General features: G+C 55.3%; 13 protein-coding genes. 3 read left to right on the forward strand and 10 right to left on the reverse strand.

Annotated features, from left to right (window positions below; genetic code table 11):
- Nucleotides 1-73: 73 nt before the first annotated feature.
- The gene (locus LJE94_12150) at nt 74-709 is read right to left on the reverse strand and encodes a corrinoid protein (GenBank protein ID MCG6910862.1); all 636 of its coding nucleotides are present in this window, start codon (nt 707-709) and stop codon (nt 74-76) included.
- 243 nt (nt 710-952) lie between these two features.
- Nucleotides 953-1348, reverse strand: a complete 396-nt coding sequence (locus LJE94_12155) for a universal stress protein (GenBank protein ID MCG6910863.1) — start codon at nt 1346-1348, stop codon at nt 953-955.
- Between the two features lie 292 nt (nt 1349-1640).
- Here LJE94_12155 and LJE94_12160 point away from each other — a divergent pair, with 292 nt between their 5' ends.
- The 3 genes from LJE94_12160 (at nt 1641) to LJE94_12170 (ending at nt 4827) form a co-directional block, all read left to right on the forward strand.
- Nucleotides 1641-2114, forward strand: coding sequence for an Lrp/AsnC family transcriptional regulator (locus tag LJE94_12160; protein ID MCG6910864.1), 474 nt, complete (start codon nt 1641-1643; stop codon nt 2112-2114).
- Nucleotides 2115-2155: 41 nt separating this feature from the next.
- Nucleotides 2156-3379, forward strand: a complete 1224-nt coding sequence (locus tag LJE94_12165; GenBank protein MCG6910865.1) for an LL-diaminopimelate aminotransferase — start codon at nt 2156-2158, stop codon at nt 3377-3379.
- Between the two features lie 164 nt (nt 3380-3543).
- The gene (locus tag LJE94_12170; GenBank protein ID MCG6910866.1) at nt 3544-4827 is read left to right on the forward strand and encodes a diaminopimelate decarboxylase; all 1284 of its coding nucleotides are present in this window, start codon (nt 3544-3546) and stop codon (nt 4825-4827) included.
- Between the two features lie 55 nt (nt 4828-4882).
- Here LJE94_12170 and LJE94_12175 read toward each other — a convergent pair whose 3' ends face one another.
- The 8 genes from LJE94_12175 to LJE94_12210 all read right to left on the reverse strand — a co-directional run.
- Nucleotides 4883-5077: a hypothetical protein gene (locus LJE94_12175; protein MCG6910867.1), complete on the reverse strand. Its 195-nt coding sequence runs from the start codon at nt 5075-5077 to the stop codon at nt 4883-4885.
- Between the two features lie 41 nt (nt 5078-5118).
- A complete protein-coding gene (locus LJE94_12180; protein ID MCG6910868.1) occupies nt 5119-6348 on the reverse strand; it encodes an acetate kinase in 1230 nt (409 codons plus the stop codon).
- Nucleotides 6332-7699: an aminotransferase class III-fold pyridoxal phosphate-dependent enzyme gene (locus LJE94_12185; GenBank protein MCG6910869.1), complete on the reverse strand. Its 1368-nt coding sequence runs from the start codon at nt 7697-7699 to the stop codon at nt 6332-6334. The genes LJE94_12180 and LJE94_12185 overlap by 17 nt, the downstream gene beginning before the upstream one ends.
- A gap of 138 nt (nt 7700-7837) precedes the next feature.
- Entirely contained in the window at nt 7838-9619 is a 1782-nt protein-coding gene (gene xsc, locus LJE94_12190; GenBank protein MCG6910870.1) for a sulfoacetaldehyde acetyltransferase, read from the reverse strand.
- Nucleotides 9620-9719: 100 nt separating this feature from the next.
- Nucleotides 9720-10397: a GntR family transcriptional regulator gene (locus LJE94_12195; protein ID MCG6910871.1), complete on the reverse strand. Its 678-nt coding sequence runs from the start codon at nt 10395-10397 to the stop codon at nt 9720-9722.
- Between the two features lie 234 nt (nt 10398-10631).
- Nucleotides 10632-11126: a methylated-DNA--[protein]-cysteine S-methyltransferase gene (locus LJE94_12200; GenBank protein MCG6910872.1), complete on the reverse strand. Its 495-nt coding sequence runs from the start codon at nt 11124-11126 to the stop codon at nt 10632-10634.
- A 102-nt stretch (nt 11127-11228) separates the two neighbouring features.
- Nucleotides 11229-12074 carry an enoyl-CoA hydratase/isomerase family protein gene (locus LJE94_12205; protein ID MCG6910873.1) on the reverse strand — a complete coding sequence of 282 codons (846 nt, stop codon included), beginning with the start codon at nt 12072-12074 and terminating at the stop codon, nt 11229-11231.
- 299 nt (nt 12075-12373) lie between these two features.
- On the reverse strand, nt 12374-12930 hold a 557-nt coding region (locus LJE94_12210; protein MCG6910874.1), incomplete at its 5' end, for an enoyl-CoA hydratase/isomerase family protein.

Genomic DNA, 12930 nt, shown 5'->3' on the forward strand with positions numbered 1-12930 from the left:
AGATCGCGGCACCACCATAAAAAAGGGCGGGAGCCTGTACCGCCCCCGCCCTTCAACAACATGTCGATAGTAATCAAGCGACCAGCGCTTTGGCTTTTTCCGATGCAGAAGCTGCATTGGCCCCATAGGCATCCGCCCCGATTTTTTCGATGAAATCCTGGGTCACGGGTGCACCGCCGGCCATGATTTTTACCTGATCGCGAACACCGGCTTCCTTCAGTGCCTCGATGGTTTCCTCCATCTTAGGCATCGTGGTTGTCAGCAGGGCCGACATGCCGACAATATCGGGATTGTGCTCCTTGACGGCCCCCACGAAATCCTGCGGCTTGATGTTGGTGCCAAGGTCGACGACCTTGAAACCGGCCCCCTGAAGCATCATAGCCACCAAATTTTTTCCAATATCATGGAGGTCGCCCTCGACGGTTCCGATCACTACCGTGCCTGAGCCGGCCCGGTCGCCTTCGGAAAGCAGGGGTTTGAGAATGTCCATGGCAGCATGCATGGTTCTGGCGCACAAAAGCACTTCGGGAATGAACATATCCCCCGCCTTGAACCGCTTTCCAACGACATCCATGCCGGCCAGCAGGCCGTTGTCCAGCACCTCTTTTGCCGGGGCTCCCCCGTCGATCGCTTCCTGCGTCAACTTGTTGACTTCGGCTTCATTGCCGGCAATCAACGCCTTCGCCATTTTTTCATACAGCTCGCTCATCTGCCCTCTCCTTTGCGGTTATTTTCCCCCAATAAATACGGATCACGCCGGATTCTTGAATTAGGCCTCTATAAAACAGGTCTTTTTCAATTTCAATCATTAAATCGCCTTTTTGCACATTTTTTACTCCCGGGAAACAGCTGATGAACGGATTGATTTTACAGCTAATTATTGAACCCTCCCCGCAGCAAGCTGCGGGGAATGCGCTTGCTATCTCGGTTCAAACAAAGCGTTTTTTGTGAGTCACCCGGTCGTAAGCACAGGGCAAGGAGCGTTCAAAATGACATACTGAACCGTCGAACCGAAAAGCAGCTTGCCCACCTTGGATCTCTTCTTGATTCCCAGAAAAATGAGATCGACTTTCTTTCTGACGGCATGCCTGATGAGCTGCTCGCCGGTTGTCCTCGAATCGACCAGGAGCTGCGTGTTGTAAGGAAGTTCCACATCCTCAAACAAGTCCCGGATCTGCGCTTCGAACGCATCCTCCCTTGCCTGGAGGCGCGAATGTTTGATCGGCTCCTCGCGGGTAATAGTCGACACGATCACAATCTCTGCATTCCAAACGGCAGCATGTTTTTGCGCCAGCCGTACCGTGTCCCTGGACGTGCTGGTGTCCTCATAGCAAACCATGAATTTCATTTGGTCCCCCCATGGGATCTCTTGGTATTTGCGCGGTTCCTGCGATAAACGCTATCGATTATTGGTAAAGCTCTCACCTAAGTTGAGCGCTCTGATTAGGTCTTGGTTTTTGACGATTTAATCGTTGAAACTAAATCAGAACAGGACAAGAGTCAAACAAAGAGTTGACCCGGTAGACAAATTTCTGCCTGAGTGAAGCGTTTCAAATTTGAAGACGAACAAATAATCGAATATTATTCTTGACATTATGATTTATTATGAATATTTTCCTTAAAATATAGGATTATGACGAATGATTGACGGAATTGATCTAAATATACTGAAGATACTCCAGAAGAAAGCTCGAATTCCCAATGTGGAGGTGGCCCGCCAGGTGGACATGGCCCCTTCTGCCGTCCTGGAACGCATCCGCAAACTGGAAAAACAGGGTTTTATAGACGGTTACGAGGTCCGGCTGAACCCGGAAAGATTCCGGCGTAATCTGGTGGCCTTTGTGATCGTCACCACCAAACACCCCAAGCAGCGAAGCAACACCGCCAAGCGGCTGTCGGACATACCGGGCGCACAGGAAGTCCACGAAATTGCCGGCGAAGACGGTATTCTGCTGAAAGTAAGGGTTTCCGACACGGTGGAACTTGGAAAGCTTCTAAAGGAAAAAATAGCCGCCATCGAGGCGGTGCATGCCACCCGGACCATGATTGTCATGTCCACCCTGAAAGAAACGGCGCGCATACCCATCGACGACATAGACGTCCACCCAGGTTGAGCGTTTCAAATGTAGCGTTTAATAAGGCAAAGAGGTGACTCATGATCAAAATCAACGAACATTATCTTAAACTGCAGACATCCTACCTGTTCGCCAATATCGGCAAACGCGTGGCCGCCCACCAGGCGGCCAACCCGGACCAGGAAGTCATCAAACTGGGTATCGGCGACGTTACCCGGCCCCTGCCCGACGCTTGCATACAGTCCTTTCACCGGGCGGTGGACGAAATGGCCCATGCCCCGTCATTTCACGGGTATGGCCCCGAACAGGGATACGACTTCTTGAGGGAAAAGATCGCCCAGAACGATTTCAGGGAACGGGGAGCCCTGATCGATGCGGATGAGATCTTTGTCAGCGACGGAGCCAAGTGCGATACAGGCAATATCCAGGAAATTCTGTCCACGGATATCCGCGTCGCCATCCCCGACCCGGTTTACCCGGTGTACGTGGACACCAATGTCATGGCCGGGCGTACCGGCACCTTTGACGACGGCAGGTTCAGGGGGCTTACCTACCTCGAGGGAACACGGGACAACGGATTCGTCCCCGATCTTCCCGACGCGCCGGTGGATCTGATCTACCTCTGCTACCCCAACAACCCGACCGGCGCCGTCATCACCAAGGATCAGCTTAAAGGATGGGTGGACTATGCCAGGCAAAACCGCGCCCTGATCCTCTATGACGCCGCGTATGAAGCCTTTATCAGAGACAATGCCCTTCCCAAAACCATCTACGAAATCGAAGGGGCTAAAGAGGTTGCCGTCGAGTTCCGCAGCTTTTCCAAAACGGCCGGCTTTACCGGAACCCGTTGCGCCTTCACCGTCGTTCCCAAGGAATGCCGGGCTTACACGCAGGATGGCCGGGAATACAGCCTGTTTGAATTGTGGCACCGCAGGCAGTCAACCAAATTCAACAGCGTTTCCTACCCCGTGCAGCGGGCCGCCGAAGCGGTCTACACCCCGGAAGGGCAGTCTCAGACCCGCGAACTAATCGACTACTACCTGAAAAATGCCGCTCTGATTTTGGAAAAAGTGGGCCGCATGGGATTCGACTGCATCGGCGGTAAAAATTCCCCCTACATCTGGGTGGACTGCCAAATGGATTCATGGGACTTTTTCGATCTCCTGCTGAACAAGGCCGGGGTGGTCTGTACGCCGGGAGAGGGGTTCGGCAAATGCGGCCGTGGATTCATTCGCATCAGCGCCTTCAACGAGCTCGAGAATGTGGAAAAGGCGATGCAACGGATGGCGGACGCCCTCGGTTGACACCTAAGCAGGCAAAAAAAGGTGGCCAAATGGCGGAAACGGAATTGAAGATCAGACGTTAGGAACGTGGGACAGCCTGTTTATCCTTGCCGTTTTGTTTCGCCGCCTCTTTTATCGCTCTAACCACGAAATACACCAAACACCCGATAGGAGAACGGGCACACATGCCAATGTCAGCATCATTCAAAGAAAGGCTGTTTCCGACGCTCAAGGAAATTGTCGACCACTTTGGAACGCCTTTTCACATATACGATGAAACCGGTATCCGTGAAACCGGCAATACCCTGGTCCGGGCCTTTTCCGGTCTGAAAGCCTTCAGGGAATTTTTCGCGGTAAAAGCCCTGCCCAACCCGCGCATTCTCGGTATCATGCGCGAGATGGGGTTCGGGTTCGACTGCAGTTCCATCCCCGAACTCCTGCTGAGCCGGCAGGTAGGCGCCGAGGGCGGGGACATTATCTTTACCTCCAACAATACAACCGCTGCTGAATTCGAGGCGGCGGCTGCCGATGGAGGATGCATCCTCAACATCGATGATCTTTCCCTGATGGAACGGGTCCCCCGGATGCCGGACCTGGTCTGTTTCCGCTTCAACCCCGGTGCCGAACGGAGTGGCAACAGCATCATCGGGTTGCCGGCCGAATCCAAGTACGGTGCGACGCGGGAGCAGCTGGTCAGCGCTTACAAGGGCGCCAGGCGAAGAGGCGCAACACGCTTCGGGCTCCACAGCATGCTGGCTTCCAATGAGTTGGACTACACCTACATGGTGGAGACGGCCCGCATGCTTTTGGATACAGCGGAGTATATCGCAGACAGCCTGGACATCCAATTCGAGATGATCAATATCGGCGGCGGGTTCGGTATTCCCTACAAACCCGAGGAACCGCCATTAGACCTTACAGCCATGGCCGATGAAATTATCGATCTATTCAACCGGTTCGGCGACCGCAACGGGTATGTCCCACAGCTTCACATGGAAAGCGGCCGCTATATGACGGGCCCTCACGGAGTCCTCGTTGCCACCGCCATCAACCGCAAGGACATTTACAGAACCTATATAGGCATCGATGCCTCCATGTCCGCTTTGATGCGGCCCGGCATCTACGGGGCTTATCACCACATCGACGTCCTCGGAAAGGAAAAGGAAAGCGTCGTGGAGACGGTGGATGTGGTGGGGGCCCTTTGTGAAAACAACGACAAGTTCGCCATACAAAGAGAGCTGCCCCGCATCGGCAACGGAGACATCCTCTGCATTCAAGACACCGGCGCCCATGGCCATGCCATGGGGTTCAACTACAACGGCCGGCTGCGGCCCAAGGAATTGCTCTTGCGTTGCGACGGGTCGGTCGAATTGATCCGCCGGGAAGAGACCGTCGCCGACTACTTTGCTACGCTCGACTTTCAGCCCGACGTCACGACACCCGCCAAACCCGTCAGGAACGCCGCCTGACATTCACAATCACGGGGAATCACAGAGACAACGGGAATGTGAAGATAAATTTTATCTAATCACGATTCGCCAGACACTCATTCAGGAAGGCCTCCATGCGTGCATTGGCCTGCGAGGCAATCTCTATCGGGAAAAGATTAAAGGCATGAATGCCCCCGGGATAAAGAGCCAGCCCGGAGGGATTTCCGGCAGCCAGATGATAGTCCACACTGCGGGTAGCCACCTGGCAGGCTTCGGCCAGTCGAACCAAACCGACATCCGAGTGGTGTGCCCGGCCCAGCACCCAATTAATTAGGAATCGAGAACCGACACGGTTTGGCGGAGGATCTCCTTTTCTTCATCGGTGGGGATCACCAGGATCGATACGTCAGCCCCTTCCACGTGTATCGCCCGTGCCTTTTTACCGGCCGAACCATTTCTTTCCGGATCCAGCCGGATACCCAGCCGGCCCATGCCCGGACCGCCGTTGCACACCATTTCACGGATCACGGCGGCATTCTCGCCGATTCCGCCCGTAAACACGACCGCATCCAGACCGTTCATGACGGCCGTGTAGGCCCCCAGGTATTTCCGTACCTGGTGAACGTACACCTCAACGGCCGCCGCTGCCCGTGCATCGCCTTTTTCCATGGCCGCCAGGACATCCCTCACGTCACTGCTGCCTATTCCGGCCATGCCCAGGAAACCGCTTTGTTCGTTGAGCAGTGCGTTCACCTGCTCCGCGGTCAGTCCCTTGTGCATCATCAGGTGGATAACGATGGCCGGATCGATGCTCCCGCTGCGGGTTCCCATGACGGTCCCCTCCAGTGGGGTAAACCCCATGCTGGTGTCAACGCTCCTGCCTCCGTCCACGGCGGTGATGCTGCTGCCGTTTCCCAGGTGGCAGGTGATTATTTTCAGCGTCTCTATCGGCCGGCCCATGATGCGGGCGGCCTCGTGGCTGACATAACAGTGACTGGTACCGTGAAATCCGTAGCGGCGGATTTTATCCTCGGTGTACAAGTGATAGGGAAGCCCGTAGAGAAAGGCGCTTTCCGGTATGGAGGCGTGGAAAGCCGTGTCGAAAACGGCCACCTGGGTCGTTTCCGGAAAACTGTTCTGGGAGGCCTCTATCCCCTCCAGGTTGGGTGGATTGTGCAGCGGGGCCAGGGCGGCACAGTTTCGAATGATATCCTTGACACGTTCATCGATGACGACGGAAGCATTGATTTTTTCTCCGCCGTGAACGACGCGGTGGCCGACGGCTGCCACCGCCTGTCTGCTCTCGAGCACCCCGTGTACCGGGTCAATCAAAAATGCGACAATCCGGGATACCGCCTCGTGTGTGTTTTTCACTACGGCCGCCCGGGTAAATTTCTTTCCCCTGCGGGTCGTGGCGGTCATCTGCGTGCCCTCGAGGCCGATGCGCTCCACGATGCCTTTGGCCAGGACGGTTTCATCCCTGATGCTGAACAGGGTAAACTTGACCGAAGAACTTCCTGCGTTGATCACGAGTACGGCTCTTTTACTCTGTGTAGACATCCGCCGCCTCCAGGGCCTTGTCCATGATGGCCACGCCTTCATCGATTTCATCCTTGGTGACGATCAACGCAGGCGCCATGGCAATCACATTTGCCGGATTGGCTGCCATGGCCATCATGCCCAATTCGCCGAGCCTTTTGGCCACTTCAAGCTTGGGGTTCATACCCGATCGGATTTTTGCATCCAATGGAATCAGCGGTTCTCGGGTCTTCTTGTTCCGCACCAGCTCAACACCAACAAAAAGTCCAAGCCCGCGGATATCGCCTACACAGGCGTGTTTATCCTCGAGCTCCATTGCTTTTTCCAGCAGATATCGACCCATTTTTTCGGAATTTTCGATCAGATTGTCTTCCTCATAGATGGAAAGCACTGCCAATGCAGCAGCACAACCCAGCGCATGCCCGGCATAGGTTGCGCCATGACTGAAAAATTGCTCCTTGAAGCGATCGCCGATGTGTTTGCGAGCGATAGTTGCGCCAAGGGGTACATATCCCGATGTCAAGCCCTTGGCCATGGTCATGATATCCGGTACCACGTCCCAATGGTCCATAGCAAACCACTTCCCGGTCCGGCCGAACCCACTCATCACTTCGTCGGCAATCATGAGGATATCCCATTTATCGCATACCTCCCGGAGCCTGGGGAAATACTCGGGGGGCGGCACGATAACTCCGTTGGCACCGGTCACTGGCTCGAAAATGATCCCAGCCACTTTTTCACTTCCCCCTTCCAGCTCAATTACGTCGTCGACATATTTTACGCATTGCAAATCACAATCAGGATAGCTTTGACCAAACATGCATCGATAACAGTACGGTTGGGGGACGGTAACCAGTTCCGTTCCCCCAAGAACCTGGGCCCAGCCCCTGGCGTCCCCGGAAGACACGGTCATGGAAGTTGCGGTTCCACCATGGTAGGTTCGATAGCGGGTCAGCAGTTTTCTCCTGCCGGTATATTGATGACAGATTTTTATTGCAGCCTCATTGGCCTCGGTTCCGCCCAGCGAGATAAACGAGCGAGAAAGATCTCCCGGAGTGATCATTTCCAGCATTTTAGCAAGTTTGGCCCGCGGTGCCGTGGACATGCTCGGAGCAAAACTGGAAAGGGTTCTTGCCTGCTCGCAGATGGCGTTGATGACGCGCTCGTCCTGATGGCCGATATTGTGACTCACGAAGCAGGAGCTGAAGTCCAAACGTTCCCGTCCGTCTTCCGTGGTGAAGCGCACCCCCCTGGCGGAAACCACCCGGGGAGGCGATTGGTCAGGTTGGAAGGACCATGACTGGAAATTGTTTTCCACTTCGTAGCGGTCCAGATCTTCTTTTGCAGAGGGAATGTTTCTTAAATCGATCATGATTTTATCTCCATCAATTCATTTGGAACAATCTTTACGCCGCAGAAAAAGCGTATCGGTAGGATATCAAAAGGGCATGGCCATAGAAGTCAATAACCATGCCCCTTAACGGTCAACATTGGCGAAACCTGCTGCGTCTTATACGCCTTTCTGGGGGCGCATGTCGGCGATGTCGATTCCCGCAACGGCAACCGGTGCGGTCATGGCATCCCGGCGGAACGGTTCGCCCAGTTCCTGGTTCGTCAATACCTCGATGATCGTGGTAACGCCGTCTTCCATCTGGGCCTTGACAGCGTCATTGAGGGTATCGGTGAGGCTTTCCGCGGTCATTACCTGGACACCCTGCAAACCGCAGGCTTTGGCTATACCGGCGTACGAGACATTACTATTCAATTCCGTTCCCACGAAGTTATCACTGTACCAGAGGGTGGTATTGCGTTTCTCCGCCCCCCACTGGTAGTTGCGGAAAATGACCATGGTGACCGCCGGCCACTCATCGCGTCCGCAGGCCGTGAGTTCGTTCATGGAGATACCGAAGGCTCCGTCGCCGGCAAAACCGACCACCGGCACATCGGGTTTGGAGATCTTGGCGCCCAGGATGGCCGGAAAACCGTAGCCGCAGGATCCGAACATGCCCGGGCCTAAATATTTACGTCCCTCTTCGAAGGCCGGATAGGCATTGCCGATGGCGCAATTGTTGCCGATGTCCGAGGAGATAATGGCCTCTTTGGGCAAGGCTGCAACGATGGCACGCCAGGCCATGCGAGCCGTCATTTTTTCGGGCTCCCGTTTTTGGCAGCGCTCGTTCCAGGTGGTGCCGAGATCATCCAGTTCATGATCCATGGTGGCCAGTTCTTTCTGCCAGTCTTCCTTGGCTTTTGCCAAAGCGGCTTTTCGTTTTTCACGGTCGATGTCACCGGCCGTATCGGACAGTTGCGTGAGGATCGATTCGGCGACTTTCTTGGCGTCGCCGACAATCCCCACCGTAATCGGTTTCGTGAGACCGATGCGGTCGGGATTGATTTCGACCTGAATAATCTTGGCACCGTGCGGCCAGTAGTCGATGATGCCGTAACTGGGCAGTGTCGAAAACGGATTGAGGCGGGTGCCCAGCGCCAACACCACGTCAGCTTTGGAAATCATCTCCATTCCGGCTTTACACCCGTTGTAGCCCAGGGGGCCGGCAAACAGCCGGTGGCTGCCCGGAAAGGCGTCATTGTGCTGGTAGCCGCAGCAGACCGGGGCATCCAGACGTTCCGCCAGCGCTTTGGAGGCTTCGATGGCCCCGCCGAGCACGACGCCGCCGCCGTTCAAAATGACGGGGAACTTGGCATTGGACAGAAGTTCCGCCGCCTGGGCCACAGCCCCCTCACCACCGGCCGGACGTTCGAATTCGACAATGGGAGGCAGTTCGATCTCGACAACCTGGGTCCAGAAGTCGCGCGGAATGTTGATCTGGGCCGGCGCTGAAGCGCGCTTGGCCCGCAGGATGACGCGATTGAGCACCTCGGCCACGCGGGACGGGTGAAGCACTTCTTCCTGATAGGCAACCATGTCCTCGAACATGGACATCTGCGGCACTTCCTGAAAACCGCCCTGACCCATTGTCATGTTGGCCGCCTGGGCCGTGATCAGCAAAAGAGGCGTATGGTTCCAGTAAGCCACCTTAACCGGTGTGACAAAGTTGGCGATACCGGGGCCATTCTGTCCGACGAGCATGCTCATTTTGCCGGAAGCGCGGGTGAACCCGTCCGCCATCATGCCGGCGCTGTTTTCATGGGCGCAATCCCAGAACGTGATCCCGGCCTTGGGAAACAAATCGGTTACCGGCATCATCGCCGAACCGATGATGCCGAACGCGTTGTCGACGCCATGCATTTGAAGGACTTTGATAAACGCTTCTTCGGTGGTCATTTTCATCTTAGCCATAATTTTTCCTCCTGAAGTTATTGAACATAATGCTGATTGCTAACAACCATCAACCCCTGAGTCAGCCTCGAGGGCAGGGTTTAAGTAAACATTATCTGACGCCGTCATTGACGGCGTCGGGCCGGATGAAGTTATCCGGATAGTTGAATTTCCAATGAACATCCTTGAGATACTCGGATGCTGCCTTACCTCCGCCCTCCCGCAACAGATTTAAAAAGATACCGTGTTCTTCCACGATGGCGCGTTTAAACCGGTCCCGGTAGCTTTTCATGGCAAATCCGAACAACCGTAGCTTCAGGTTGCCCACATAGGATGTCAGTTCCGTATTGGCGCAAAGGTCCAGAAACACCTTGTGGAATTGACTGTTGGTCTCGTGAAACTGGCGGTTTTTGCCCTTCTCGACGGCCTCGAGCATGTTGCGGTTGCAACGCTCCATTTCATCGATCTTTGCATCGTCGATCCGATCGAATACGTGCATGAGGGCTTGGGACTCCAAGGCTCCGATTATCTCGAAAAGATCCAGCAGGTCATCGTAGGTCAGGACATTGATCAGGACACCCCTCTGGGGCATAATCGTAACCAGCCCTTGAACCTCCATCTGAGCCAGGGCCTCGCGCAGCGGCGTCCGGCTGACGTTCAGCTCCTCCGTCAGTCGTCGCACGTTGATAAGCGAACCGGGTTTCAGTTCGCCCTTCTCGATCAGAGCGACCAGATAGTCGAAAATCTCCTTACGCAGGCTCCAATTGTTTTTGGTTGTAATCGGTGACATAATTTCGGACGCACTCTCCTGCAAGCACACTGGGATCATTGGATACTAGGATCCCAGTTGTTTGTCAATAAAAAAACGCTCTCCAGCAAATTTTACAAGACGATGCCGAAATGAAAAGGATGCGCCTGTGAACCTTTGATTCCGCCAAGGAAGCAATTTCTCTACACGGCAGCCTGGTTTCCGACAAATACTCCCCGGCGTTGCAACGGTGGAATAAACCCGGACTTCCTATTCCTATCGGCGGGCCCGTCCCCCGGCATAGGCTGCCGACTCGAGCTCGATCAAATATTCCTTGAGGTGCAGACCGCCGGCGAAGCCGGTCAGCTTCCCGTTGCTGCCGACGACCCTGTGGCATGGAATGACGATCGGAATCGGATTTTTGCCATTGGCGGCACCGACGGCCCGGCAGGCTTTCGAATTGCCGATTTCATCGGCGATATCCTGATATGCAACCAGGACCCCGTAAGGGATGCCCTGCAGGGCCCGCCAGACCCTCCGCTGAAAATCGCTACCCTGCGGGGCGAGCCGCAGGTCGAAGCGTTTCAGGCTGCCCGCAAAATAGGCCTTCAGCTGAGCGGCCGCCTCCCCCATGAACCGGCGGTCCCGTTTCCAATCGGCACCGATGGGAAACGGCTGATTCCCCTGCTGGAAATTGATGCGCCGGATGCCGTCCTCGTCCCCGGCAACCAAAAGTTCGCCCAACGGCGTGTCGATCAGGTCGTAACGCATGGCAAGTCCTTTCTCGATGAATTGGATGCTTTCAAGATCTTTTAGGCCTATCTGCAATATCAAGGCGTGGGCATTGGCCGGCAAGTCAACCCGAACCGGCCGTCATTCTCCCCTGAAAACCGGATCCCGTTTTTCAAGACGGGCGGTCAAGGCCTCCTGAAAATCGGCACCGCTGAAAAGACGGTTCAGAACGACGTTTTCCCGGTCCAATGCCTGGGTGACCTCTTCTATCAGGGCTTTTTGCAGCATGGCCTTGGTTTGACGCACGGACTGCCAGGGGCCTCTGGGCGGCACCAGATCCAGCATCCGCTCGCGCACAAAAGGCATCAGTTCGTCGTGGGGCAGCACTTTGTTGACGACACCCATGGCCGCCATCTCCTCGGCACTGAGCTTTTCCCCGAAAAACATGATCTCCTTTGCTTTCTGGAATCCCACCAGCCTCGGGAGCAAAAAGCTCGAGGCCAATTCAGGCGCTATGCCCAGCCTTACAAACGGGAGCCGCGCCCAGGCATATTCGGAAGCATAGATCAAGTCGGCACAAGCCAGGGGGATCGTAAAGCCGCCGCCGATTGCCAGGCCGTTCATGGCCACGATAACGGGCTTGTCCAGCCGCCACATCCTGAGACACAGCTTTTTCAGAGCGATGTCCTGAAAGTCGATGCGGCGTTTGGTCTCCTCGTCCAGAGCTTCCACTTCCGAAAAATCGAAATAGCCGCCGCTGCTGAAGGCCTCCCTGGTAGGATCGTCGCTGTTCGGGTCCTTGGCACCGGTTATGATCAGCCCCTTGACACCGTCGTCCAGCGCGGCTTGTTCGACCGCATCGCCCAGCTCCAACGTAAGAACGATGGTCAGGGCATTTTTTATCTCCGGCCGGTTCAGGGTTATCTGGGCAATGCCCGTCTCGTCATCCTTTGCGTATATGATGTTTCTAAACGATCGACCTGTCATATCCTCCTCCCCAGCACGTAAGCGTATTTCCAAACCGTATGAATCGGAATTGACCCCATCGTTGCATAAACAACATGGCAAAGAATAGATAATATGTTGTAATAATAACCAAAATTCTAACGATAGTACCATTTCGCGGATATTACCACAGGTGAATTCCACGGATGGTGTCTATTTTTCCATGTTGTTTACCCTTCGGGAAAGCCTGAGGACTTCAGATTCTACGTTGCTGTAGGCTAACCGCTTTGTAGCGCAGGGATTTATCCCTGCATTTTGGCCGAATGTCAACCCCACAGCGGCTAAGCGCCTTTTCTGAATTTTTCCGCCGCCTCTTCGAGCAGGACCCGGGTGTCAGCCTGGAACCAGCAGTCCAGGAAACGTTCGTGCTGTTCGACGTAGGTCCGTTCGAACTTGTCGCGGATGATTTCCACCCGGGCGGCTTTCATCGCCCTGAAGGCCCCGCCCGGATGCGCGGCGATGGAAGCCAGCCTTGCAAGCGCCCTTTCCACGGCAAAGCCCGGTGCAACCACCTCGTCCACCAATCCCGTGTCCAAAGCCTGTTCCGCCTTGACGAACTCGCCGTGGTAAAGCATTTCCTGGGCCACCGGGCGGCTCACGGTCTGCTCCAGCATCATCAGAGCGAGGCAGGGCACCGGAATCCCCAGCTTGATCTCGTTCAGGCCCATCAGCTTCTTGCCGGCGGCGGCGATGCGAAAATCCGCGGCCAATCCCAGGATGGTGCCGCCCGCTATGGCGTGCCCCTCGATGGCCGCGGCCGTGGGCAAGGGCAGCGTGAACAAATCGAGCGTTGCCCTCTCAAAGGCATGGATAAATGCCCGCATGCCCTGCCTGTCCA

The organism is Deltaproteobacteria bacterium, assembly GCA_022340465.1.
Classification (GTDB): Bacteria; Desulfobacterota; Desulfobacteria; order Desulfobacterales; family B30-G6; genus JAJDNW01.